The 25158-nt window shown below is 36.2% G+C and carries 21 protein-coding genes and 1 tRNA gene; 8 read left to right on the top strand and 14 right to left on the bottom strand.

Annotated features, from left to right (window positions below; all coding sequences use genetic code 11):
- Positions 1–575: 575 nt before the first annotated feature.
- From NHE85_RS07380 to NHE85_RS07360, 5 genes are all read right to left on the bottom strand, one after another.
- Entirely contained in the window at positions 576–731 is a 156-nt protein-coding gene (locus NHE85_RS07380; RefSeq protein ID WP_252811183.1) for an Arm DNA-binding domain-containing protein, read from the bottom strand.
- Positions 732–1012: 281 nt separating this feature from the next.
- Positions 1013–1100 (bottom strand) — tRNA-Ser (locus tag NHE85_RS07375).
- 53 nt (positions 1101–1153) lie between these two features.
- Positions 1154–2182, bottom strand: coding sequence for an asparaginase (locus tag NHE85_RS07370; RefSeq protein WP_252811181.1), 1029 nt, complete (start codon positions 2180–2182; stop codon positions 1154–1156).
- Entirely contained in the window at positions 2172–3308 is a 1137-nt protein-coding gene (locus NHE85_RS07365) for a 1-acyl-sn-glycerol-3-phosphate acyltransferase (RefSeq protein ID WP_252811179.1), read from the bottom strand. The genes NHE85_RS07370 and NHE85_RS07365 overlap by 11 nt, the downstream gene beginning before the upstream one ends.
- A 68-nt stretch (positions 3309–3376) precedes the next feature.
- Positions 3377–4144, bottom strand: a complete 768-nt coding sequence (locus NHE85_RS07360; protein WP_252811177.1) for a TatD family hydrolase — start codon at positions 4142–4144, stop codon at positions 3377–3379.
- Positions 4145–4242: 98 nt separating this feature from the next.
- On the opposite strand from NHE85_RS07360, the gene NHE85_RS07355 reads away from it, so the two are divergent.
- The 4 genes from NHE85_RS07355 (at position 4243) to NHE85_RS07340 (ending at position 8475) form a co-directional block, all read left to right on the top strand.
- A complete protein-coding gene (locus tag NHE85_RS07355; RefSeq protein WP_252811176.1) occupies positions 4243–4680 on the top strand; it encodes a retropepsin-like aspartic protease in 438 nt (145 codons plus the stop codon).
- Between the two features lie 144 nt (positions 4681–4824).
- Positions 4825–5208 carry a hypothetical protein gene (locus NHE85_RS07350; protein ID WP_252811171.1) on the top strand — a complete coding sequence of 128 codons (384 nt, stop codon included), beginning with the start codon at positions 4825–4827 and terminating at the stop codon, positions 5206–5208.
- 218 nt (positions 5209–5426) lie between these two features.
- Positions 5427–7133, top strand: coding sequence for a T9SS type A sorting domain-containing protein (locus NHE85_RS07345; protein ID WP_252811169.1), 1707 nt, complete (start codon positions 5427–5429; stop codon positions 7131–7133).
- Positions 7134–7443: 310 nt separating this feature from the next.
- Positions 7444–8475, top strand: coding sequence for a hypothetical protein (locus tag NHE85_RS07340; RefSeq protein ID WP_252811168.1), 1032 nt, complete (start codon positions 7444–7446; stop codon positions 8473–8475).
- A gap of 65 nt (positions 8476–8540) precedes the next feature.
- Here the strand turns inward: NHE85_RS07340 and aspS are convergent, their stop codons facing one another.
- Positions 8541–10289, bottom strand: coding sequence for an aspartate--tRNA ligase (gene aspS, locus NHE85_RS07335; protein ID WP_252811166.1), 1749 nt, complete (start codon positions 10287–10289; stop codon positions 8541–8543).
- A gap of 118 nt (positions 10290–10407) precedes the next feature.
- On the opposite strand from aspS, the gene NHE85_RS07330 reads away from it, so the two are divergent.
- Both NHE85_RS07330 and NHE85_RS07325 read left to right on the top strand, forming a co-directional pair.
- Positions 10408–11397, top strand: coding sequence for a TlpA disulfide reductase family protein (locus NHE85_RS07330; RefSeq protein WP_252811164.1), 990 nt, complete (start codon positions 10408–10410; stop codon positions 11395–11397).
- Positions 11398–11695: 298 nt separating this feature from the next.
- Positions 11696–12055 carry a toxin-antitoxin system YwqK family antitoxin gene (locus tag NHE85_RS07325; protein WP_252811162.1) on the top strand — a complete coding sequence of 120 codons (360 nt, stop codon included), beginning with the start codon at positions 11696–11698 and terminating at the stop codon, positions 12053–12055.
- Between the two features lie 52 nt (positions 12056–12107).
- Here the strand turns inward: NHE85_RS07325 and NHE85_RS07320 are convergent, their stop codons facing one another.
- The 7 genes from NHE85_RS07320 to NHE85_RS07290 all read right to left on the bottom strand — a co-directional run bounded on the left by NHE85_RS07320 (position 12108) and on the right by NHE85_RS07290 (position 23111).
- Positions 12108–13292 carry a PepSY domain-containing protein gene (locus tag NHE85_RS07320; protein ID WP_252811160.1) on the bottom strand — a complete coding sequence of 395 codons (1185 nt, stop codon included), beginning with the start codon at positions 13290–13292 and terminating at the stop codon, positions 12108–12110.
- A 94-nt stretch (positions 13293–13386) separates the two neighbouring features.
- Positions 13387–15834 carry a TonB-dependent receptor gene (locus tag NHE85_RS07315; RefSeq protein WP_252811157.1) on the bottom strand — a complete coding sequence of 816 codons (2448 nt, stop codon included), beginning with the start codon at positions 15832–15834 and terminating at the stop codon, positions 13387–13389.
- Between the two features lie 290 nt (positions 15835–16124).
- Positions 16125–19304 carry an efflux RND transporter permease subunit gene (locus tag NHE85_RS07310; protein WP_252811155.1) on the bottom strand — a complete coding sequence of 1060 codons (3180 nt, stop codon included), beginning with the start codon at positions 19302–19304 and terminating at the stop codon, positions 16125–16127.
- A 62-nt stretch (positions 19305–19366) separates the two neighbouring features.
- Positions 19367–20425 carry an efflux RND transporter periplasmic adaptor subunit gene (locus NHE85_RS07305; protein WP_252811153.1) on the bottom strand — a complete coding sequence of 353 codons (1059 nt, stop codon included), beginning with the start codon at positions 20423–20425 and terminating at the stop codon, positions 19367–19369.
- Between the two features lie 5 nt (positions 20426–20430).
- Entirely contained in the window at positions 20431–21807 is a 1377-nt protein-coding gene (locus NHE85_RS07300) for a TolC family protein (protein WP_374676555.1), read from the bottom strand.
- A 27-nt stretch (positions 21808–21834) separates the two neighbouring features.
- Positions 21835–22431: a TetR/AcrR family transcriptional regulator gene (locus tag NHE85_RS07295; protein ID WP_252811150.1), complete on the bottom strand. Its 597-nt coding sequence runs from the start codon at positions 22429–22431 to the stop codon at positions 21835–21837.
- Positions 22432–22511: 80 nt separating this feature from the next.
- The gene (locus NHE85_RS07290; protein ID WP_252811145.1) at positions 22512–23111 is read right to left on the bottom strand and encodes a TetR/AcrR family transcriptional regulator; all 600 of its coding nucleotides are present in this window, start codon (positions 23109–23111) and stop codon (positions 22512–22514) included.
- A 139-nt stretch (positions 23112–23250) separates the two neighbouring features.
- Between NHE85_RS07290 and NHE85_RS07285 the strand changes: the two genes are divergently transcribed.
- Both NHE85_RS07285 and NHE85_RS07280 read left to right on the top strand, forming a co-directional pair.
- Positions 23251–24225, top strand: a complete 975-nt coding sequence (locus NHE85_RS07285) for a polyprenyl synthetase family protein (RefSeq protein ID WP_252811143.1) — start codon at positions 23251–23253, stop codon at positions 24223–24225.
- Positions 24225–24578, top strand: a complete 354-nt coding sequence (locus NHE85_RS07280) for a hypothetical protein (protein WP_252811141.1) — start codon at positions 24225–24227, stop codon at positions 24576–24578. The genes NHE85_RS07285 and NHE85_RS07280 overlap by 1 nt, the downstream gene beginning before the upstream one ends.
- A gap of 63 nt (positions 24579–24641) precedes the next feature.
- Here the strand turns inward: NHE85_RS07280 and NHE85_RS07275 are convergent, their stop codons facing one another.
- The gene (locus NHE85_RS07275) at positions 24642–25016 is read right to left on the bottom strand and encodes a hypothetical protein (protein ID WP_252811138.1); all 375 of its coding nucleotides are present in this window, start codon (positions 25014–25016) and stop codon (positions 24642–24644) included.
- Positions 25017–25158: the final 142 nt, after the last annotated feature.

Here is a 25158-nt window from a genome sequence, read left to right as displayed (position 1 = left end):
AAATTTCTTAAATCAACAAGAGCCCTACAATGTTTACAATCCCCTGCCACAAAAGATAAGATAGATGCCAACCTTAGGTTATGCCTATCTTCTTTTGCCTTTATGACGAAACATTTATTGGTGCACGTTTTATAAAATATCGCCTGCTATTTATGAATAGCTGGGAGAATTGATACCAATTAAGCAAATAGTTTGAAATATAATTAATGCTGCCTTTGGAAGGGTGCTCCCACCGTGGAGACTCTTAATCAATCCTGATGCTGTTTCTTTCATGTTGTCTAATATATCTGATACTTGCAAAGATACAAATTCTATACCTGACGTAAGTGGGAGCAGTGCGTACCTTTTGCGTATTCTTTTGGAACTAGTGCGAGCATTTCATCATTATGCTTCTGGAATTCCTCGAGCAGTTTCGCTGTAGAGGGGACTTACCTTTCACAAAATCCATAATTTTCTGTGACGTGATTATTTCATCATTCAAGATCAAATCATTCTTGAACTGCTGGATTTTTACCTGAAGCGTCTCAATGTAAAAGTTTTAGGGTCTTTGCATCTTCTTTGATACCTACCGCCCTCTAGGTTTTTTGATTCCATCGTTCAGGATCCCACTTGTGTTTCGTTGAAACCTCCTTGGGAATCCCGTCCACGGTGATCCTTAAATAAACATACTTCTCGTTTTTCTTTGTGGATTTCTTCAAAAAGAAGGTTAATCCAAAACTGTTTTCTAACATAATTCAACAATTTTAAAGTTAATAAAGGTCGAATTATAGTGTCTTCAATTCAAATCGTTAAGGAGCTTTAAATGTTTTAAATCAACAAGTTAACCTCGTTTTTGTGGCAATTTTTTCTGAAAATAAAATTGCCACAGATTTGCCACAAACTATTTGTCCACTTTTGCAAATTTTGAGCAATGATCAAAAATAAAAAAACCTGCAAATCATTGATTATGCAGGCTTTACTTAGCTTTTTGAAAATTTTGCTTTGTTTTGAAAAGCTAAAAAAATCATTTCAGCAGAGAGGAAGGGATTCGAACCCTCGATGCCCTTTTGGAGCATACACACTTTCCAGGCGTGCGCCTTCGACCACTCGGCCACCTCTCTAAATTATTGCGCGGGCAAAAATAGGATTTATTAATGGATATAAAAAAATTTAATTAAGACAATTCACCACGTTGTGAAGTCTCAAATAATAATTTAAAATCATTATGCGGCACTTCCTGCCCCAGCAGGTGCATCATCTTGGTTATGGCAGCCTCGGTAGTAATATCTGCTCCCGAAATCACGCCAATTTCCTTAAGCATTGTACTGGTTTCATAATGCCCCATGTTTACGCTGCCGCCGGAACATTGCGTTACATTAACCACATGTAAACCCTTAGCAATTGCATTTCTAAGAATATTTATAAACCAGTCTTCAGATGGTGCATTGCCGCTACCATAAGTTTCCAGTACCATACCTTTTAAACCGGGTATAGCAACTATAGCAGATAATACTGCTTCACTTATACCGGGAAACATTTTTACTATAACAACATTAGCATCCATTTGTTTGCTAACCTTAAAATCATTTTCAGATGTTTGGGTCAGCAATAAATCATTACTTACCTTTAAGTGAACACCCGATTCTGCAAGTGCAGGATAATTAGGCGATGTAAAGGCATTAAAGTGCTCGGCACTTATTTTTGTTGTACGGTTACCACGGTACAGCTTATATTCAAAATAAAGACATACCTCCTGTATTACCGGAAGATGCTTATGCCTTAGTGAAGCTATTTGAATTGCTGTAATAAGATTTTCTTTTGCATCGGTACGCAAATCACCTATAGGTAGCTGAGAACCAGTAAAAACCACTGGTTTTTTTAAATTCTCAAGCATAAAGCTTAATGCTGATGCTGAATATGACATGGTATCGGATCCGTGAAGGATAACAAAACCATCAAAATTATCGTAGTTTTCTTCTATAATAGCAGCGATCTTAACCCATTTAGAAGCGTCCATATTAGACGAATCTATAGGTTTTTCAAAAGATACTGTTTCTATATTGCAGTCAAGGAGTTTTAATTCGGGTATACGTTGCAGGAGTTTCTTAAAATCGAATACCTTAAGGGCTCCTGTTTCAAAATTCTTTACCATACCAATGGTACCTCCTGTATAAACCAGTAGAATATTAGGCTTAGACTGCATTCTCGTATTTCATTTTATTAACCACCGGGTTAGCATACATAGCCAGAAATCCTTCTCTTACAATTTTGTTTTCTATATCTATGCGCATTTCAAGCCTTCTTTCAAACAGCATTTTCTCTTTTTCGGTATAATGCGATGCAAAACGTTTAGTATTGTTCAATAAATCGTAAGCAATAAAGTTGGTAGGCCATAATTTATAACCTGTAAGTATAGAATCATCAATTACCTGTGCCAAAGCCTGAATTTGCTTGTTTTGATTATCAAACTCTTCTTTTATAGCATCAAGTTCATTTTCAAGCACATCACCGACATGAATGTGTATACGTTTTTTTTGCCCCATTATCCCACTGATAAGCGTCATAAAGTCCTCATTCTTTTCTTTTATATACACCTCATCATTAGCTTCAGCTACCAGGCGCGGCATTTTTAGCATATCGGTAGGGTCATATTCATAAGAAATAGATACCGGCACTATCCTGATCTTTTTAAAATAATCCATCAGGTTTTCTTCATCAGATGCCATTGCCAGCATTTTCAGCACACCTTGCTGGGTCATATCATTACCATCTTTAGTACGTCCTTCACGCTGTGCTATCCAGACCGAACGGTTTTCGCGCGATAAGAGCTGACAGATATATTCTGACATCAGTTTAGAGCTTTGCAGCAAACCCCTGGGGGTTAGGCTTCGTTGCACTAAAAAATTCCTGTTAAGGCGTGAAAGTGTATGTAAAAAAGCTTTTTGCACAAGGTTATCACCTATGGCAGATGCCGTCATGATAAGTCTGTGGTCATATAATGATACATTGATTAAAGATGTATCTAAAATAATATCCCTGTGGTTAGATATATAAAGGTAAGGAGTATGCTTGTCCAGCTTTTCGAAACCTGAAGTAGTAAGTCCGTCAGAACTCTTTTCAAGTACTTTTTGTACTGCCGGATAAATGAAATTAACCTGAAAATCACGCTTAGAGTGCGTTTTTTCAAGTTGCCCAACCCAAACAGATTCTTCAACATCAGGAAATGCGAAGCTCATTAGCGCCTTCATCATAGGGTGGTGCACTACGCTGCATATAGCCTCGTTAACCTCACTATCATAAAAAGGCCTTATATGGTCAAATTTCGACATGTACTTCTTAATGGTTAAAACAATTCACAAAAGAACAAAAAATTTATCAATTTACCCGTATTTCTTTTTTAAATCCCATATATATCTTTAGAATTCTGAGTAGTTATAGCAGCTATTTCTTCAACTGTTACGCCATAAATTGCAGCTAGTTTTTCAGCTACAAGTAAAGTAAAACTGCTTTCGTTTCTTTTACCCCTGTGCGGCACCGGTGCCAGGTAAGGAGAGTCTGTTTCCAATACAATATTTTTCAAATCTATCTCAGCAAGAAACTGGTCTATTTTACCATTTTTAAAGGTAGCAACACCGCCAATACCCAATTTCATATTGTATGAAATGGCTTTTTGAGCCTGCTCAAAATCGCCGGTAAAGCAATGAAATATACCAAACAGGTCGTCGCCTTTCTCACTTTCCAGCACTTCAAAAACTTCATTAAAAGCATCACGGCAATGAATGTTTATGGCAAGCCCATATTTTTTCGCCAATTGTATTTGGTACTTAAATGCATACTGCTGTTCGGCAAGGCGGGTTTTGTCCCAATATAGATCTACTCCTATTTCTCCTACAGCACAAAACTTTCTGCTAGCTAGTTGCTTTTCAACATGCTCAAGTTCTTCTTTATAATTTTCTTTTACATAGGTAGGATGCAGCCCCATCATCAGGAACACGTTATCCGGATATTCCTTTTCAATTTCATACATCTGCTGCGTGTAAGATGAATCTATAGACGGAACAAAGAGCCTCCTAACACCTGCATTAAAAGCACGCTGCATCATGGCATTGCGGTCACCGGCAAATTCTTCACTATATAAATGGGTATGGGTATCGGTAAGAATCATCAAATATTTTTTTGGAGTGTAAAATTACAAAGTTGATATGGCTTTTACCTCAATTATGTTATAATTTAAGTATTTTTGAAGGAAAGCAAATCCCTAAAATGGAAAATCTGTACGACACCTTAAAGCAAAAAGGTTATAAACGCATAAAATTCAAGCTATCAAAAACCCAGCATTTACTTATTAAAGCAAAGATTAATGGTATTGAGGGCAACTTTATTTTAGACACAGGGGCATCTAACAGTTGTGTCGGTTTTGAAGCCATAGCCCATTTTGAACTTTCGGCAACGGATTCTGACACTAAAGCTGCAGGAGCCGGAGGAACAGGTATGCTGACCCAAACCTCTTTAAAAAACAAACTGAAACTTGGCAGATGGAATTGCAAAAACTTCGGTTTGGTAATATTTGATATGTCTCACGTTAATGAAGCATTACGCCAATATAAAGCAAAACCTGTACATGGCATTATTGGCGCAGATATATTAATGAAAGGCAAAGCAATAATAGATTATTACAACCATTGTGTTTATTTAAAATAACAGCACCCCCAGTAATAAAAATTAAACTAAAAAATAATTAAGAAATAACATACTAAAACGCAAGAAATCCCGTTCATCGATAACGGGATGTCCTGTTCATCCCTGAAATAATCATCTTACCAACTATATCTTACTCAACCCCCAATGAAAAAGTTACTAAAATCACTTTTCTCCAAAAATACCTGTACCGCAACTTTTAATATCAGCAAACCAAAAAACATCATAGCTTCAGATCCTGATAAAGACAGAATAGCACTTTTTGACCTTACTATAAATAATGATGCTGTACTTGAAGGTTTGAATATTACAGAATATACTGTAAACTATTTTGAGTCGGAAAAACTGGCAATAGCTAATAAAAATGCTTTTGAAACTCCTTGGAAATATTACAATATATTACCTGAAAAAGAAACTATCTATGTTAGGGTAACTTCAAAAAACAATCCTACTGAATATGTGATAGAATCTTTTACGATAATTGCTGACCCGATTACAGAAACAAAGAACACATATGACCTTGTTTTTTAAAATTTAAAATCAACATACTCTTCAGGATTCTCCATTAACCTGTTATTTTAAAGAAATAACCTAAATGGCATAACTTAGGCTGGTAAATTTATCTTGTTCATCTCCAATCTGAATTCATTACACTAGATTATAAAAGATTACAATTACAAAACTGCATAATTATTACGCACCTTTTGTAAATCTGTGTATCTTTAAAATACCAATCTAAAATTATTATCATGAAAAAACTATTACTTTTATTTCTTTTTAGCACATTTACCTATGCCCAACCGAATATTGGAGAACCGGATGGTTTAAGTGTATGTTCAGACAATTCCGGTATTTCAGGTTATTTTGACCTTACATTTAACACTCCTGTTTTACTTCAGAATCTTAATTCGGCCGATTTCAATGTAACTTATCATGAAACACTGACTGATGCCCAAAACGGAGTTAATCCATTGTCGGCACCTGAATATTATTATTCTTCAAATACTACAGTATTTGCAAGGGTTGAAGAATTAAACAATTCATCTAATTATGCAATTGCCGACTTTATACTTATAGTGGAACCAAGCCCAATGATTCCATTATTAGCAACACAATTTGTATTTGATAATGATATCCCTTCAGACGGTATTGCTATTATAGACCTTACACAATTGGATGAGATAGTTCTGAACGGTGAGTCTGCAGACAATTTACAAATTACTTATTACATCACTGCAGCCGATGCCCTTACCGCTAGTAATCCTATTGCTAATCCTTTTGAATATTCAACCACTTCAGCAACATTGTATATCCGTTCTGAAAGTTTAGTAACAGGATGCGCATCCACTGCACCATTCAATATTGTTGTAAATGATTTTGAAACAGGAACTCCAAATGACTTGAATATATGTGACGAAAACAACGACGGCTATACTTCTTTTGATCTAACGATCAATACAGAAATACTTTTAGAAGGATTAGATTCAAATAATTATACTGTAGCCTACTACGAAATTCCGGAAGATGCAGAAGCAAATGTAAATGCGATTCCAAATCCGGCTAGTTATATAAATATAAATAGCAATGTCCAAACATTATATACCAGAGTCACAAAGATTGACGAAGCTGATAACTATGCCTTAAATTCTTTCACTATCAACACTAATCCTTCACCATTAAGTCCTTTGGCAAACCTTTATCTAATAGACGATGAAGATAATAATCCTGACGATGAAACTATCACGATGTCATATGCAAACCTAATGGATATGATAGAGGATTATAATGGATCGGAATTTGAAGTAAATCTTTACAGTGATGAAGCAAATAATTCACCTCTGACAAGTGACTTTGTAATAATAACATCAGCAGATGTATATTATTCTATAGGAAATACTGAAACAGGATGTGTTACTACAGGTAGTATTACAATACTTGTATTACCGGGAGATTATGTTACTACTCCACCTACAGGAGAATCAATACAGAGCTATTCATTAGATGGCACACTGGCTGACCTTATTGTAGAAGGTGAAAATATAACCTGGTATGCTACTGACGGCACCGAGACACCGCCGGGAGAAACTGAAACTTCACTGCCAAACGATACATTGCTTATCGATGGAACAACATACTATGCCTCACAAACACTTTATGGTATAGAAAGCACCGAAAGACTTGCCGTACAAGTATATAGTATACTTTTAAACAATGCTGACACTTCTTTTGAAGGACTTATTCATTATCCTAACCCCGTAACTGATGTAATGCACATTAAAAATAATAACACTATAGATTCCTTAACAGTAACTAATACGCTCGGACAAACCATATTTACTAACACAGTAAATAATAATGAATGTGTAATACATCTTTCTGACCTGAATAGTGGAATGTACTTTGTAACCATATTATCAGGAGAAAAGAGCAAGACAATTAATATAATTAAGAAATAAGATAATAAATCATCTGCAATCAATAATCATTCCCTCATAACGAGGGAATTTTTTTTACAATTTCTTCATATAACCCACGCAACCTTTTTGTCATTTTAAACATCTAATTATCAAACATGTTTAACATTATAAAAATTAACATCTGCCGTAAGGCATCTCTATATATTTAAAAATCCTGTTGGTTCTCCTTACAGGATTTTGCTTTTTTACAGCATTAAAATTTATTGTTTCAGTAGGGTATTTAGATATTGAATTGTTTTTTATACAAGACTTAAACTAAACTAGACTAACCACTAATTAATGAAACAACATGAAAAGAAGAATTTTACTCTTAGCTGCTCTTTCGCTTTTTGCTTTTTCTACTTCCTGTGATTATGAAAGACCGGAACTATTACCAGTTCATAACACCCCGGTAACACCGGAAGTACCTGAAACTCCCGAGACACCTGAAACACCTGATACTCCTACTCAGGCAGAATTTAATGCACTACATACCGCAGCACTGGAAAACCTGAAACAGCAATTTACTTTTGATGGTGCCGACGGAACTGCAACTTTTGTTTCTGAAAAAGGCGTAACAATATCTTTATACACAAGCTGCCTTACAAAAAACGGAAATCCCGTTACAGGCGAGGTAACTCTTGAATATGTGGAACTGTTTAACCGGGGCAACATGCTTACTGCAAACAGGCCAACTATGGGACTTATGCCTAATGGCGATAAAGGCCTGCTTATATCTGGTGGTGAATTTTACATTAATGCTACCCAGGATGGTGTACAGCTTGAAATGAATTGTGGAATGCAGCTTACTGTACCTGCTTCACTTACAGGTGGCGAAGATAATACAATGACACTCTGGTTTGGACTTATAGATGAGAGCGGCAATATTGTATGGGATGAGAACAACAATGAAGATCCGCAACAGGAAGCCGGTGTAGGAGCTGAAGGTGGTAATTACTATTGCTATTTTAACCACTTTGGATGGACAAATGTAGATCGTTTTTATAATGACCCACGACCTAAAACCACTATATATGTAGATGTGCCGGAAGGTTATGACAATACCAATAGTGCTGTTTACCTTGCTTATGTAGGCGAAGGAAGTGCATTGGCATTGTTGGACACTTATGATGAGGAAACAGGACTTTTTAGCGAACATTACGGATTAATTCCGATAGGGTTGGAATGTTATGTGATTTTTGTTTCTGAACAGGATGGTGAATGGACTTATGCCATTAAAGCAGTAACCATTGTAGAAGACCAGATAATTACCATTACAGATGCTGAACTTGATAGTATTACAAAAGCTGAACTTATAGCGGCAATTGATGCATTACCATAAAACCAAATTCAGTAAAAACAGGAGCCCCGCAAAATTGCGGGGCTTCTGTTTTTATAAATACTTATTTAATTTTTCAGCTTTATAGATAATTCATCAAGCTGTGCATTATCAATTGTTGATGGTGCATCGATCATAACATCACGCCCTGAATTATTTTTAGGGAAAGCAATAAAGTCCCTGATTGTTTCCTGACCTCCCAGTATAGCCACAAGCCTGTCAAAACCAAAAGCAAGACCTCCGTGTGGTGGAGCTCCAAACTGGAATGCATCCATTAAGAAACCAAACTGTGCTTTTGCCTGTTCTTCGGTAAAACCAAGATATTTAAACATTAATGCCTGCGTAGCTTTGTCATGAATTCTTATAGATCCCCCTCCAATTTCGTTACCATTTAATACAAGGTCATAAGCATTAGCTCTTACGGCTCCCGGATTAGTTTCTAACAACGGAATATCTTCCGGCTTTGGCGATGTGAATGGGTGGTGCATAGCATGAAAACGCTCACTTTCTTCATCCCACTCCAACAGAGGAAAATCTACAACCCATAATGGAGCAAATACTTCCGGATCTCTCAATCCAAGACGCGTTGCTAATTCCATACGAAGCGCACTAAGGCGAGTACGTGTTTTATGAGCATCTCCCGAAAGCACCAATATAAGGTCGCCCGGTTTTGCCGCAGTTATATCTGCCCATTTTTTAAGATCTTCCTGATCATAAAATTTATCTACCGATGATTTTATAGAACCATCAGCTTCATATTTAGCATATACCATACCGCTCGCACCTACCTGTGGGCGTTTAACCCACTCAATAAGTCCGTCTATCTCTTTACGGGTGTAAGAAGCAGCACCCGGCACAGCAATACCTACTACTAATTCTGAATTATTGAATACTGCAAAATCTTTATGTTTTGCCACTTCATTAAGTTCTCCAAACTCCATCCCGAAACGAATATCCGGTTTGTCGTTACCATACTTTCTCATTGCTTCGTCATAGGTCATTCTTGGGAATTTGCCTGTTTCTACACCTTTAACCTGTTTTAGCAGGTGGCTGGCAAGCCCTTCAAACACACCTATAATATCTTCCTGTTCAACAAAAGCCATTTCACAGTCTATCTGCGTAAATTCCGGCTGACGGTCGGCACGAAGGTCTTCATCACGAAAACATTTTACAATCTGGAAATATTTGTCCATACCTCCTACCATAAGCAACTGCTTAAAGGTTTGCGGTGACTGTGGTAATGCATAAAACTGCCCCGGATTCATTCTTGATGGCACAACAAAGTCACGCGCTCCTTCCGGAGTAGATTTTATAAGCACAGGCGTTTCTACCTCAACAAAGTCCTGAGCAGAAAGATAATTTCTAACTTCCATTGCTACTTTATGACGGAAAAGAAGGCTGTTTTTTACCGGATTACGGCGAATATCAAGATAACGGTATTTCATACGTATATCTTCTCCTCCATCGGTTTCGTCTTCTATAGTAAACGGCGGAACAATTGCGGCATTAAGTATAGTAAGTTCTGTTACCAGTATTTCTATATCTCCTGTGGCCATAGCTGCGTTTTTAGATTCACGCTCTATAACAGTACCTTTAACCTGAATAACAAATTCTCTTCCTAAAGTGGCAGCTTTTTCAAAAACATCTTTTTGTGTGCGTGCCTCATCAAAAATCAATTGAGTTATGCCATAACGGTCTCTAAGGTCTACCCATATAAGGAAACCCTTGTTACGTGATTTTTGCACCCATCCTGCTAATGTTACTTCCTGGTTGATATGTGAAGCGTTAAGCGCTCCGCAATTATGGCTTCTATACATTACTTCATAAATTTTACGAGTGCAAATTTAGCAACTAATGTTTACAAAGCACAAAAAACGTTACATATATAATATTTAGAATAAAAGTTTACTTTTACGATAAATAATATTTTAAACTATGAAGAAAATAGTATTACTGTTTCTGTTAGCTTTTGCAGGAACATATGGGCAAACAGAACAGGTTAAATTTACTGCTGCAATACAAAACCGCAATAGCGACTCTCTTACTATAAGAGGGCAAAGATCTATAATTACAGTAATGAAGGCCGACCCCAAAGGCAACTTTAAAAGTGAATTTACAGTTGAACCGGGTTTCTACCAACTGTATGACGGTACTGAAACTACTTCGCTGTACCTAAAAAATGGTTTTGATTTAGCATTAACTATGGATGCCAAAATGTTTGACGAAACTATTAAATATAAAGGCACGGGTGAAAAAGAAAATAACTTTCTTGCCAAAATGGCTCTTGACCAAGAAGTGTTTGGTGAAAAATTAGCTAAAGAAACCGACCAGGCAAAACAACTCAAACTTATTGAAGATTTAATGGGTAAATTTGAGAATGACCTTAAAGACCCTGCAATGGACGAAAGATTCCGTACCATACTTACACAGCAATTTGGTGCGCAGCGCCAGCAAATGGCAATGATGGCCGAACAGGCTGCTAAAGCCGAAAAAATGAAAGGCCAGCCATCTCCTGAATTTAATTATGAGAACTTTAAAGGCGGTACAACCAGCCTAGCCGAACTTAAAGGTAAATATGTTTATATAGATATATGGGCTACCTGGTGCGGGCCTTGCCGTCAGCAAATACCTTTTCTACAAAAAATAGAAGACAAATACCATGGTAAAAAAATAGAATTTGTAAGCATTTCTGTTGACAAGGAAAAAGATCATGAAAAATGGCAAAAAATGGTAACCGATAAATCACTTGGAGGTTTACAGTTATTTGCTGATAAAGACTGGAATTCTGCTTTTATTCAGGCGTATAATATAAATTCTATACCAAGATTTATACTTATTGGCCCTGATGGAAAAGTAGTAGATGCAAATGCAAAAAGACCTTCAGATCCTGAGTTACAAACTCAGCTTGATAAACTGCTTAAATAACATTCAATGTTACTTTAATGTTACCAAACCATGCTTAAGCATGGTTTTTTTATATTGTTTTGCTTGTTAAAAAATACATATAACGCTTTTTTAACACTTTTCCTGATAATTTATATTTTTACACATTTTCTGAAAGTATCAGTAAAATATAGGCATTCCGAATATTTTAATATTTTCCAATGTTAAGTTTTGCTCAATGTTACCAAATTGTTAAGTCAACGTATATTTTATGTAAATTTATTTTTTATATTTGTTATAGAGATTGATACTAAATACAACCCCTAAACACAAAACTGATATGAAAAAGATTTTATTTGCCGGATTGCTGTTATCAGCAGGTGTTTTATCTGCTCAAACTGCACAAACAACCAAAGACCATAATTTCTCTGTAGAGAACAATATAGTAAAAGCCACTTATTATTATGATAACGGAAACGTTAAACAGGAAGGTTTTTACAAAGACGGAAAACTACACGGCAGCTGGACTGCATATAACGAAGATGGAACAAAACAATCCATGGGTGAGTATGCGAATGGAAAGAAAACCGGAAAATGGTTTTTCTGGACCGGTGTAGTACTAAACGAAGTGGATTTTGCCGACAGCAGAGTTGCTGAAGTTAAAAAGTGGTCGCATGACGCTGTTGTAGTAAATAAATAATAGCAATATTATTTATTTTGGAAAAGGCTGTAAGATAAACTTACAGCCTTTTTTATTTTGTTTTGCCGATTTTCTTCTTTTTTGTGCGCCCCCACCATATTACAAAACCTGTAACAGGCAGCATACCGCAAATAAGGCTGGCTATAAACACCATTATCTTACCGGGAATACCTAATATAGCTCCTACGTGTATATCATAGTTTGCAGTAATTAACTTTTCACCAAAGTTCTTTTCATCATGCAGCCTTTCTTTAAGCAGTTTTCCGGTGTACTGGTCAAACTGCGCACTGTGATAAACATAGTATTTACCCGGGTACTGCTGCACATAAACATCAATAACACCCGTTTTGGCAGTATCTGCCGGTTTACCAATACTAAAGGCATCAGCATCGCTGTATTTAGCTTTTACAAACTCACAAACCTTATCAAAAGCGGCATCTCTACCTCCATTTGAAATTACAGATTTTTCAGCTAAAGCTACAGGCGGCGTAGTGGTTTGTGCTCCTGCAACATATACAACAGCCTGAAACCAGGTAAAGGCCCATACCATTCCGGTAAAAGCCATTATTATTGCTATTGAGGCTACATAAAAACCAAAGATGTTATGAACATCGTAATTTTTTCTTCTCCACTTTGTAGAGTCTTTCCATTGAAAAGAAAAACGCTGTTTTCTTGCCGCTTTATTTTTAGGCCACCATAAAATAATACCTGTAATGAGCATTATTACAAAAATAAAGGTAGCCCATCCAACTATCTGCTGCCCTATAGGGTGGCTTATCATTAAACTCCAGTGCAGCATTTTTACAATATTAAAGAAATCTTTCTCCTCGTCATATATTGCAAGTACTTTTCCTGTGTAAGGATCTACATATACTTTATAATAATAATCTATAGCATCCGGGTACCAAAAAGCTTTCTCTTCGCTGGCTTTGTAACAATGAAATTCTAATGATTTTGCAGGGTTTTTATAAACATGTACATCGTTCATTACAATAGTATCTCCCAAAGCAATTTTGGTGTTTTTCCAGATAACACTTAAAGGAACACGCGTTTCTTTAATCTCAGGCACATAGATAGCATTTGCACGCTGCCAGTCCTGTATCTCCTGATTAAAAACATAAATGCAACCTGTGATACTTAAAAATAAAACAATAAGCCCGGAAGTTAATCCGAGCCACAGGTGAGCTTTACCTACCCAATGTTTAAAACCTTTCTTTTTCTTTTTTGTCTTTGTCATTAACCTGCTAATTTCCCGGTTTTAGTGTATACAGCAAAGTGTAGCGTTTTAATTATAAAAGCATCTCTCCCTAAAAGAGAGATGCTTTATATCTTTAGAAATTATAAGTAAGGTTCGCTGCAAAAATTCTTGGTTTTTGCACACTGATTGTAGACCATCCTTTATAATAATCCTTATCTGTAATGTTATCTAATTTTAGTGTTATGGTAAACGCATCTACAGTATAAAAAGCTGATGCATTAAGCACTGTGTATTCAGGTAGTATAAATGTACCTGCTCCGTTTCTGCTAAAAATTTTGTTGGTGCTTGCAGTATTTCCACCAAAGCCTAAACCAAAACCTTTAAGCTTGCCATTCTGAAACCTGTAGCTTGCCCAGTAATTAGCCATATTTTGAGGACCTGAGCTCTCCGGCCTTCTGTTATTAAAAGAAGTATCGGTAGGGTCTCCATTTGTCAGCTTGCTTTCATTATAGCTATAACCTGCAATAATATTTAAGCCTGCAATTGGGTTTGCTGCCAAGCTTGCCTCAAAGCCTCTACTGTAACGCTCTCCTCCCTGTGTATAAAGATCCGGAGCAACCTGTAGTACCGTATTAGATACTTTAATATCATAATAGCTTAAAGTAGCAGTTACTTTATTATTAAGCAGGTTTAACTTAGTACCAATTTCAAACTGATTAGCCTGTTCAGCATCAAAAGTAAATGTTTTAGCTCCTGTTATAATCGGGGCAACATTTTTAAAGCCATTCATATAGTTAGCAAATATTGATACCTGATCAAGTACAGGCTGATAAACTAAACCAAACTTTGGAGATAAAGTTGTCTGATTATAATCGTCACTACTAACGGTAATATCTCCTTTATTAGAAAAACGGTCTACCCTTAAACTTGCCATTGCAGAAATAGCAGGAGTAATATTAAATATATCAGATGCATAGGCACTGTATATTTCTTCTTTTGTTTTAGTAGGTGTTATAGGAGTTCCGGAAATTAATGCATCTACACCCGCCTGATTAAGTACACCCGAATCATCTGTGTAAAGTGCAGGGTCTGTGACACCTAAAACAAATTGATTAAACTGATCAAGGTTATTACCAATATAAACAGCACCATTACCAACATAAGCACTACTGTTATTTACAGTATTTCTGTTGAAATAATCAAGACCTGCTACAATACGGTTTCTGAAATCACCAATTTGGAAATCACCAATAAAATTTTGCTGAATATCGGTTCCGTACGTTTCAGAATTTTGTTTGCTGATATAACGCCCAAGAACGATTCCTTCCGTCACACCAGGATAATACTGTGTTCCTTCATATAGATATGAATAGTATCCGTCAGACTTTGCAGAACTTTTAGAAACAACCGTTTGCGATGTCCACTGATCGGATATTTTATAATTCATTTGTATCTGCGTGCTAAAAGTAGGCGTATCTATGTAAAGATCGTTACCTGTGTAAGAACGGTACGTATTGTAGCCAAGCTCATCAATATTATGGACTCTTAAAGGAGCTCCTCTATCTACAAATAACATAGCGGTATTTGTACCCCTGTTGTTGTAAAATTCAGTATTAATGTAAAAGGTAAGCTTATCATTTACTTTATAAAAAGCAGATGGAGCTACAAATAAAGATTTTCTGAAACCTGCATCCTGAAAACTATTTTCGGTATGATAAGCAGCATTAAGCCTTATAGCCGATTTTTTGTCTTTATCAAGAGGCGTGTTAATATCAACAGTATATCTGTTTAGTCCGTATGTACCTCCGGTATAAGAAACATTTCCTCTAAAAGCATCGTAAGGTTTTTTAGTAGTAATATTTATTAATCCTCCGTATGAAGTCATTGTACTGCCAAAAAGAGTGCCCGAAGGGCCTTTTATAACTTCAATCCTTTCTACATTTTGTGGATCAGGGCTTCCATTTGTTAAACTTGGCAGTCCGTTAACCATTGTAGGCTGTACAGCAAATCCTCTAAGGGTAAAATAACCTGCTCCATCACTTCCGCGTCCTGTAGATTCCCATAGCTTATCTAAACCAGGTACATTTTTAAGGGCATCATCAAAATTGGTTACAACCTGCTCTTTTAAAAGTTCAGCAGTTACCGTATTGTAAACCTGTGGGTTTTCAATATCCTTTAATGGCATCTTAGCAACAATATCGCTTTGTTTACGTGCAAATTTGTTAGTGTTGCCTTCTATCATTACTTCGTTAAGCTGTTCCTGGCTTTCAGATAATGTAAAATCTTTAGTAATAGTTTCTCCTGCAACAACAGTTACAGCATTTTCAACCTGATTAATACCTATTGCAGAAATACGCATAGTATAATTTCCCGGCTTAATATTTTTTATTTCATAATAACCCTGCTGGTTAGTTACTGCAGAATAAGCAGTTCCTTTAAGAGCTACAGAAATATTCTCTGCGGGTGTATTACCGCTTAAAGATATTTTACCATTTATTTTGCCACGTTCCTGAGCCCATATTGTTAATGAGCTTAAGAACATTAAGCAGAATAAAACTTTTTTAAATGTAATTGTGTTCATTTGTATTGGTGATTATTTTTCGGAGGCAAAAGTAAGCGCCACTTTTTTACTATGCAAATTATTTTTACTTATTCTAAATAAATATAATACTTGCCGAAAAATAATACATAACTATATTTTTAGGATGTTTTTTCAGGATAATAAAATTTTAAGCCATCTCAATTAATCATTATTTAGAATCTATCTAATTTTACTGCAATTAGTACTTTACTATTTCACAAAAAAAATTTACAAAAAAAGCCCTGCAATAAAATTGCAGGGCTTTAATAAGAAAAATTGAGTTCTATAATTTAGTGTTTCGTGGTAAAGCCATCTTCACTAAGTTCTCTGTGTTCATAGTCAGCTACCATCTCTTTTTCATAATCAACAGGTGTTCCTTTTGATACTCTTCTGATAATACTGTCAAATATTGAATATACCACCGGAACAATAACAAGGGTAAGGAATAACGAACTTATAAGCCCTCCAATAATTACCCATGCAAGACCATTGTTCATCTCTGCAGCACCACCTTTTGCCAATGCAATAGGAATCATACCAAACACCATCGCAATTGTCGTCATAAGAATAGGACGTAAACGTGCGTGATTAGCCTGAACAAGTGCACTGTTAGTACTTTCACCATGCTCTTTCCTGTGGTTGGCAAAGTCGACCAATAGAATTGCATTTTTACAAACAAGACCAATAAGCATAATAATACCTAATATGGTAAAAATATTCATTGAATTGTTGGTAAGTGCAAGCGCCCATAATGCTCCGATAAATGAAAGCGGTACTGAGAATAATACCACAAACGGATATACAAAACTATTATAAAGCGCCACCATTACAAGATATACTAATATAATTGCAGCCAGCAATGCAATACCAAGTGTACCAAAGCCTTCTGACTGATTTTCCATATCACCACCCCAAACATAATCTACTGTGGCAGGGCGCTTCATTTTAGAGAATATGCCTTCCCATTCAGTAGCAACATCACCTACAGGACGACCTATAGTTTGTGCCTGAATTGTTACAGATGTACTCTTATCACGTCTTTCAAGCAAACTTGGACCGGAGCCTTCGCTGATTGTTGCAAATTGGGAAAGTTTTACCTGCTGACCCTGATCGTTTATGAATACAAGATCTTTTACATCGTTAATATTAGAACGGTTGTATTCTCCAAAGCGGATATTAATGTCATACTCATACTGCCCAGCACGGAATTTACCATCAGTATTACCGTTAAATGCCGTCTGCATGGTTAAACCAACGGTTTGAAGCGATAATCCTAAGGCAGACATTTTATCTCTGTCTACCTGAACATTTACTTCAGGGCTACCCGATTCAGATGTTAGTTTAATCTCTGTTGCTCCATTTATTTTTGCAAGTTCAGCCGCAGCTTTATTAGCAAAATCAAGTGCACTGTCAAGATCATTAGCTGTTATAGTAAGTGCCAGTGGGGCTTCATCTGCACCACCCATTATACTTACCGGTACCGTTTTAATTTTGGCACCCACCAGTATTTTTTCAAGCTCACGCTTTGTTTTTGCAGCAAATACAAACGAGTTATCTTCACGCTCTTCAGCATCTACAAGTGTAACAGTAATTTCACTTTTATATGCTGTACTCTGCACCCCGGCAAAACCTTCACTGGTTTGCCCGACAGTAGTAATAATACTTTTTACACCTTCTTTATTGCTTAAAAAATCTTCTGCCTTCTGGGTAAGGGCATTTGTCTTTTCAATAGATGCATCTTTAGGCAGCTCTAACTGCACCATAAACTGCCCCCTGTCAAGCTTAGGGAAAAATTCCCCTCCAATATAGCCGCCTCCAAAAAGGAACATGGCAGAACCTATAAACAATATAATTACAATTACAAGCGTAATAACTTTATGCCAAACAGTATCTATACACCATTTTAAAATATCTGTTACCCAGTGTGTAAAAATATCAAGACCCTTTTCAAACCCTAATATAATGCGCCCAAAAAATGATTTGTTTGTAACATGCTCCAGTTTACCAAATCGGGATGAAAGCCACGGAATAAGTGTAAAAGATGAAAGCAATGATAATAATGTTGCAATTACCACGGTAACACAAAACTGTGTAATAATGTTAGACACAAGCCCGGAACTCATTGCAATTGGAAGGAACACCACAACAATTACCAATGTAATAGCGGTTACGGTAAATCCAATTTCGGCAGTACCATCATAAGCAGCACGTATTCTGCTTTTACCCATTTCCATGTGCCTGTAAATATTTTCAAGTACAACAATGGCATCATCCACAAGAATACCTACCACCAGCGATAGTCCAAGCAAACTCATTAGGTTAAGCGTATAACCCATTAGGTAGATACCAATAAATGTAGCAATAAGCGATGCAGGTATTGATACCATTACAATAAACGCATTACGTATACTGTGAAGGAAAAACAGCATTACAAAGGCTACAAGGAATACTGCAATGAATAAATCGTGTATTACCGCATCGGCAGCAATAAGTGTAAATTCAGAAGTATCATTAGCTATTTCCAGCTTTAAGCCTTCCTTAGCATAATTCTTTTCTATCTTTTCTACTTCAGCACGCACAAGTTCACTAACCTGTACGGCATTTGCATCGGTTTGTTTGGTTATCTGAAGCGCAATCGCACTTTTTCGCTGAACACGTGATATTTTTTCAGCTTCTTTTTGTGAATCCTGAACGTCGGCAATTTCTCCAAGACGTATTTGTATGCCATTTTTGGATGATATAACCAGATTACGCATTTCTTCAACCGTACGGTATTTACCTGAAAGACGTACAAGCATACTGTTTTCCCTGGTTTTTACGCTACCTGTAGGAAAGTCAAGGTTACTGCTTAATATTACAGACTGTATCTCAGGGATGGAAAGACCATATCCTTTAAGTTTATCCTGGTCAAGGTTAACCTGTATCTCTCTTTCCTGCCCACCTACAAGTGTTACCTGGGCAACACCGTTTACACGTGCAAGAATAGGTTCAATCTTTTTATCAAGAAGGTCATAAAATGCCACCTCATCCATTTTAGAAGTTGCCCCGATAGTAATAACCGGAAGGTCACTTAATGAGAACTTTACCAGTGCCGGCGGATCTGCATCTTCAGGTAAATCCTTCTCTATGGCATTAATTTTACGCTGAGCATCATTTAGTGAGTAATCTGCGTCGGCCTCCGGCTCCAGCGTAACCATCACCAGCGACAGGCTTTCGTATGATTTAGATTCTACTTTTTTTACAAGCTCCAATGATGATACTGCGTCTTCAATTTTTTTGGTAACCGTATTTTCTACCTCACCAGGAGAAGCTCCCGGATATACTGTAGATATGGTAACCACATTCATTTCAAACTTAGGAATAAGTTCATAGCTCAGGTTACTGTAACTAAAAAGCCCTCCTAACGTAAGTATTATGAACAACACTATAATAAGCGTTGGCCGTTTTATGGATATTTCTGCTATTTTCATTCTGTGTCTTTTGTTTAAAGTTTAAAGCCAGTCCAGGCTTTGCCTGCCCTACTTTAACCTAATTATTTTATAGGCTCTACTTTAGCGCCGTCAGAAAGATTAATTTGTCCACTGGTAACAACAATATCACCTTCTTTAAGTCCGTCTAAAACTTCTACTTCTTCACCAAGAATACGTCCTGATACAATTTTTGTTAAATGAGCCACACTGTCTTTAACAACAAACACCTGATTATTTCCTACACCGCCTACAAAGGCATTTCTGTCTATAGCCATAATTGGTTTTTGATTTGTAGCAGTAGAAAATATAGCAGAACCATACATACCGGCTTTAAGATCGCCGTTAGGATTATTTGCAATTTCTATTTCTATAGGGAAATTTAATGATGCATCAGCTTTAGGAGCTATAAAAGTTATTTTACCTGTAAATTCCTTATCAGGAAAAACACTTGCTTTAACTTTAATCGGGCTTCCTACTTTTAAAGACGCTATCTGGTTTTCATCAACCGTAGTTTTAAACTTAAGCGTGCTAACATTTACAAGTTCAAACAGCACCGTACCCGGAGACACTACAGATCCCGGCTCAATATTACGTTTGTTTACAATCCCATTAATACTTGATTTTATAGTAGCGTCGCCATAATTAATTTTCGCCTGGTCAAGCCTAGCTTTTGCATTAACAAGATCCAGTTTTGCCTGGTCAAGCTGTTGTTTGGTTACACCACCTGTTTTATAAGCATTCTCATAACGCTGACTGTTGGTAAGCGCATTTTGATATGCAGCCTGAGTATTAGATACCTCAATAGAAAGCTGGTCTCCTTTAATAATAGCCAGTGTCTGCCCAATACGCACAGGGCTTCCTTCATCTACTAATACCTTCACTACCCTGCCCGAATTTTCTGCAGGGAAGCTAAGCTCCTGTGAAGGGGCAAAATTACCATTAGCAACATAATCAAGGTTTGGCACTTCAGTTTTAACTGTATCAACCCTTACTGCTACAGAATTGTTCTTTTTTGCAACAATATCAGATTCGGCCTGATTCTTTTCTTTATTCTTAGTAAGTAAAAAATATGCAAGTCCTAATACGGCTACACCTATTACTATATATAATACTTTTTTCATTGTAATTAGTTTGTTAAGGTTTTTAATTCTCCTTTAGCTTTTATTAATTGTATTTCTGCCAGTTTAAAATCAAGCAGGGCAGATGTATAATTGTTTTGTGCTTCAATATAGGCATTCTCCGCATCCAAAAGATCAGTAAGTGTTGCAAGGCCGTTTTGATAATTGTTCTGGGTATTATCAAGCACTTCCTGAGCCAGCGTGGCATTCTCCTTTTGGTTATTAATAGTGATTATACTGTTGTTTATTTGCGTTTTAGCATTTTCATATGCCAGGTCAAGTGAAAGCTTAGTATCTTTCAGGTCTTCCTGTATCTTTCTTATATCTACATCAGCCTGTCTTACTTTAGCCCTTGTTCCAAATCCATTAAAAATTGGTACACTAAGGTTAAGCCCTATAGCCGAATAATCTGTCCAGTACACATCATCAGCTGGTTTTTTAAACCATGGGAGTTCCGGCCCCTGACCTAAATAGTTATAACCGGCAGTAAGAGTAAGTTTTGGATAGTATTCTGCCATTTTTGCCTTCTTGTTAAAAATGTTCAATTCTTCCTGTTTTTTAAGCAGAAGATATTGTGTGTGCTGTGTAACATCTACAGCTTCATTAACAGCCACCGGCGTAACCTGAAAATCATTTTTTGGCAGCACTATAGGAGTTTCTATTGGCATACCCATATAAAATTTAAGTGTGTTTTCCTGCAACTGCACCTGGTTAATAAGCGTTTGACGCTGAGTACTGATGTTTGTAAGGTTTACATTCATCCTGTCGAGGTCTATCTTTTTGGCAAGGCCGTTATCAAACTGCCCTTTTATAATATCCCTTATTTTTTTTGTGTTCACATAATTGCTGTCTATAACAACAAGTTTCTGGCGCTGAACATATACCTGATAATAATTATTAGCCACCCGCTCTATAACCTGCTCTTCGGTTAACTGTTGGTTTATCTTATAAAATTCACGTGTTGTTTTAGCAGCTTTAAGCCCTGTAAAAACCGATTGGTCAAACAGGTTCTGCGTAAGGTTTACACCTGCAACAGAATTCCATTTCTGACCTAATGCTACAAGCTGTACCATAGACGGGCCGCCTGAAAAAGCACCTACATCAATAGCATTTTCCTGTAATATAGGATTATAAGTAACGCTTCCGTTAGCGGTAATAGTAGGTAAAGCCCGGGCGCGCACCTCTTCTATCTGGTACTGGCTGTTCTCCACCTGAAGTCTTGCTTTTTGTGCATCGGCCTTGTTTTGCAGTGCATAATTAATAGCATCTTTAAGCGTAATTTCCTGTGCCGGCGTTTGTGCCTGTAAGGAAAATGTTGCCAAAAGTACCATCAGCAAAGCAGGTGCTTTTGCAGTAAAGCTTTTAAAATCAAAGATGATTCTCATAGTTTAACTGTGTTTATTGATTGATGATTATTGTTTAAAAAGTGTTTTAAGTATAATTTCTTTACGCTCTTCCAGAAGCAGATCATAGTATTCTTTAGTAAAGCCCATAGTTTCCTGTAATAATGGCCTCATAGAAACCGGGAACGACATAAGCGATATAAAATTTAAGGCAAACTGCTCCGGCCTCATTCGTTCTATAGTACCTCTTTCCATCTCAAGTGCTATTTCAAGGTAAAATTTATCAAGCAGCGAACTCATTTTATCCATATCCTTAAAGGCGCAGCCCTGGTTCATTTGTGTAACCATATATATTTCCAAGTAAGGATACTGTTTGCACTGCTCAAAAAAACTATCTAAATGGCGGGCTATTTTCTCTTTAAGAGGTAAATCAGAAAAAACAATCTGCTCTGTTAATTCATTTTCCTGTCTCTGGGCATCTTCAAATACAATTTCAAATAATTTATCCCTTGACCTGAAATAATAATTTATCAGTGTTCTGTTTACTCCTGCTGCATCTGCAATTTCCTGCGTGGTGGCATTAAATCGCCCCTCACCAAAAAAAATTCTTTTGGCTGTATCCTTTATCAGTTTTTCAGTATCCTGATCTGTAACTTTAGCTGACATATTTGTTTAACTATTTTGTTTGACATTTTTGTCAATGCAAATTTAGCATCTTTATTAAATTCACTAATGTTAAATTTTTGTTAATATTTACTAAGTGATTTAGTTAGAATATTCAAACCTTTTTTTGTTGCAATTGCTCTTATATGATATTCGAGATATTGTTTTGTAACCGTATTAATTTCATAAGCATCAGACGGAAATATATCAGAATCTTTTATACCTGTAAGGCCTGTAAAATAAATACGGGAAACAAAGTCGATATCTATATCCTGCCTGTAAAGCCCATCGGCAATACCCTTATGTAAATTACAAATCATGCAGCCATGCATTTTTTCAAATTGGCGCGCTCGTAAACAGATAAAGGTTTTTGGAAAAAATTTCTGAAGCTGATAAAAAGGCGAAGTACTTTCATTATTGAGATTCTTTTTCAAAAAATTTCTAATCATAAAAATCTCTTCAATAGCGTCATATCCCATTTCAGTAATACTATCTATGCCCGCAGATATTTTATAAAAAAGATCGAGCGTACTTGCCTCTACCAATTCATTTTTATTGGCAAAATGCTGATAAATAGTTTTTTTAGAAATACCCAGCTCAGCCGCAATATCATCCATAGTCACACTTTTATATCCTAAATTAAGATACATTTCATTGGCTTTCTGTAATATAGTCTCTTTCATAAAGTCAAATTTCGAAGCAAAAGTAATACAGGAAACTTTTAAAACCAAAAAAGTTTCCAAAGTTTTTATTTATTATTTTTTGGTTGATAAACTTTTGAAGGAAAAAAGAAAAAGGGGTACTTTAGCAAAAAAATTATTCATGCAGTCTATAGTGCACTATCAGCAAATTGTTTCAGAATATTTTGCAAACACTTCAATAGAAAAAGAACCTTTAAATCTTTATCGCCCAATACAATATATATTATCATTAAGCGGTAAACGCATGAGGCCGGTGCTTACCCTAATGGCTGCCGATATTTTTGGCGCAGATTGCAGCAAGGCATTGCCCGCTGCCATTGCGGTAGAAATGTTTCATAATTTTTCGCTGGTACATGATGATATCATGGACGATGCCCCTTTAAGACGTGGCAACCAAACGGTGCATGAAAAATGGGATATAAACACCGGCATTCTTTCCGGTGATGCCATGTTAATACTGGCGTATCAGTATTTTGAGGAATATGAGCCGTCTACTTTCCGCTCTTTAGCAAAATTATTCAGTAAAACAGCACTTGAAGTATGTGAAGGCCAGCAATGGGATGTGGATTTTGAACAACGTAAAGATGTTACCCTGCCGGAATACCTTAAAATGATAGAATACAAAACGGCAGTACTTGTGGCTGCAGCCATGAAAATGGGAGGTATTGTAGCGCAGACATCAGAAAAAAATTGTGAGCTTATTTATGATTTCGGGCTTAATCTCGGCATTGCGTTCCAGCTTCAGGATGATTATCTTGATGCTTTTGGAGACCCTGCCACTTTTGGCAAACAAATAGGCGGCGATATAATTGAAAATAAAAAAACGTATCTTTATCTTAAAGCCCTTGAACAAGCCAACCTGTTTGAAAAAGAGAATTTACTGCAATGGTTCTCCGTACAGCCTGAAGATAATGATGATAAAGTTACAGCCGTAAAAAATATTTTTAAACATACCAGCGCTGACGAAGCAACAAAAAAAGCAATTGAAGAATATACTTTTAAAGCTTTTGCTACCCTTGAAAAACTGGATATAAGCGAAGATAAAAAAGCACTACTGAAAAACTTTGGCGAAAGCCTTATGCAAAGAAATGTATAATGACATTTACGGCACCCATTAACACCGACCTTTTGCTTTCTGAAGCACAAAAAGAACAGCTTTATATTAAACTGGTTGAACAGCTTAATAAAGATTTCACACTGGCAAACGAATCGGTAGATTTTGAAACCGATATAACCCCTATTAATTTAAAACTGGGCATTCAGGATAAAATTTACAATCTTATTCAGCATAAGTTTGCCGAATATCTTAACCTCCTCTACATAATAGATGTACCCGAGAAAGATATTAAAGCCTTAAACGGAAACGATATTGGAGAACTTGCAGAGCAGGTAGCATTTCTTGTTTTAAAAAGGGAATGGCAAAAAGTATGGTTTAGGAATAGGTATTAATCTTTTATTAGGCTTATTTATTTGCATCGTAAATAAGATTAAACATAAGGCTATGTTTTGTACTTAATTTATTTTAAGATTAAAAGTTTGATTTTTATTATTGATTTTTAAAATCAGGCTATTGTCAGTTTTATTAATAATCTTGTAATAGATAGTGTCTTTAAGACCTCTAAGCAGTATATACTGTCCAACTTTATCTTCTCTATTCGAAAATTTATAGATGGAATCTATCATTTCATATTCATAAACATTTTTTGTTGAGAATTTCATTTTATTAAAAAAAACAAATTTGTTTGCTCGGATACTGATTCCTGACATTGAGTCTTTATTACTAATCCATTCTCCTGATTTAAGTAACTTTTGTCTATTATATTTTGATAATTTAAGAGGCTTGGGTTCATTTGTATTGCATCCTATTATAATTACATTGATTACCATAAACACTACAAAAGTTAGACATCTATTCATTTTTAATTGCATGAGAAAATTATGTTAAATACTTGAGTTGCTTATGGCAGTTAAATGAAACTATTCTCGTCAAATTATCATCGTCTTTGCTTGACTATTTTATGCTCACGAA

This window comes from Flavobacterium sp. NRK1, assembly GCF_024054175.1.
Classification (GTDB): domain Bacteria; phylum Bacteroidota; class Bacteroidia; order Flavobacteriales; family Flavobacteriaceae; genus Flavobacterium.
This window is presented reverse-complemented; position numbering and strand designations above follow the sequence as displayed.

Excerpts from the sequence above, each read along its gene's own strand:
- NHE85_RS07370 (WP_252811181.1), bottom strand. The coding sequence starts at position 2,182 with ATGCAGTCTAAGCCTAATATTCTACTGGTTTATACAGGAGGTACCATT.
- NHE85_RS07345 (WP_252811169.1), top strand. The coding sequence starts at position 5,427 with ATGAAAAAACTATTACTTTTATTTCTTTTTAGCACATTTACCTATGCC.
- NHE85_RS07290 (WP_252811145.1), bottom strand. The coding sequence starts at position 23,111 with ATGAAAGAGACTATATTACAGAAAGCCAATGAAATGTATCTTAATTTA.
- NHE85_RS07365 (WP_252811179.1), bottom strand. The coding sequence starts at position 3,308 with ATGTCGAAATTTGACCATATAAGGCCTTTTTATGATAGTGAGGTTAAC.
- NHE85_RS07300 (WP_374676555.1), bottom strand. The coding sequence starts at position 21,807 with ATGAGAATCATCTTTGATTTTAAAAGCTTTACTGCAAAAGCACCTGCT.
- NHE85_RS07320 (WP_252811160.1), bottom strand. The coding sequence starts at position 13,292 with ATGACAAAGACAAAAAAGAAAAAGAAAGGTTTTAAACATTGGGTAGGT.
- NHE85_RS07360 (WP_252811177.1), bottom strand. The coding sequence starts at position 4,144 with ATGATTCTTACCGATACCCATACCCATTTATATAGTGAAGAATTTGCC.
- NHE85_RS07305 (WP_252811153.1), bottom strand. The coding sequence starts at position 20,425 with ATGAAAAAAGTATTATATATAGTAATAGGTGTAGCCGTATTAGGACTT.
- NHE85_RS07355 (WP_252811176.1), top strand. The coding sequence starts at position 4,243 with ATGGAAAATCTGTACGACACCTTAAAGCAAAAAGGTTATAAACGCATA.
- aspS (WP_252811166.1), bottom strand. The coding sequence starts at position 10,289 with ATGTATAGAAGCCATAATTGCGGAGCGCTTAACGCTTCACATATCAAC.
- NHE85_RS07315 (WP_252811157.1), bottom strand. The coding sequence starts at position 15,834 with ATGAACACAATTACATTTAAAAAAGTTTTATTCTGCTTAATGTTCTTA.
- NHE85_RS07275 (WP_252811138.1), bottom strand. The coding sequence starts at position 25,016 with ATGGTAATCAATGTAATTATAATAGGATGCAATACAAATGAACCCAAG.
- NHE85_RS07310 (WP_252811155.1), bottom strand. The coding sequence starts at position 19,304 with ATGAAAATAGCAGAAATATCCATAAAACGGCCAACGCTTATTATAGTG.
- NHE85_RS07280 (WP_252811141.1), top strand. The coding sequence starts at position 24,225 with ATGACATTTACGGCACCCATTAACACCGACCTTTTGCTTTCTGAAGCA.
- NHE85_RS07350 (WP_252811171.1), top strand. The coding sequence starts at position 4,825 with ATGAAAAAGTTACTAAAATCACTTTTCTCCAAAAATACCTGTACCGCA.
- NHE85_RS07330 (WP_252811164.1), top strand. The coding sequence starts at position 10,408 with ATGAAGAAAATAGTATTACTGTTTCTGTTAGCTTTTGCAGGAACATAT.
- NHE85_RS07340 (WP_252811168.1), top strand. The coding sequence starts at position 7,444 with ATGAAAAGAAGAATTTTACTCTTAGCTGCTCTTTCGCTTTTTGCTTTT.
- NHE85_RS07325 (WP_252811162.1), top strand. The coding sequence starts at position 11,696 with ATGAAAAAGATTTTATTTGCCGGATTGCTGTTATCAGCAGGTGTTTTA.
- NHE85_RS07295 (WP_252811150.1), bottom strand. The coding sequence starts at position 22,431 with ATGTCAGCTAAAGTTACAGATCAGGATACTGAAAAACTGATAAAGGAT.
- NHE85_RS07285 (WP_252811143.1), top strand. The coding sequence starts at position 23,251 with ATGCAGTCTATAGTGCACTATCAGCAAATTGTTTCAGAATATTTTGCA.
- NHE85_RS07380 (WP_252811183.1), bottom strand. The coding sequence starts at position 731 with ATGTTAGAAAACAGTTTTGGATTAACCTTCTTTTTGAAGAAATCCACA.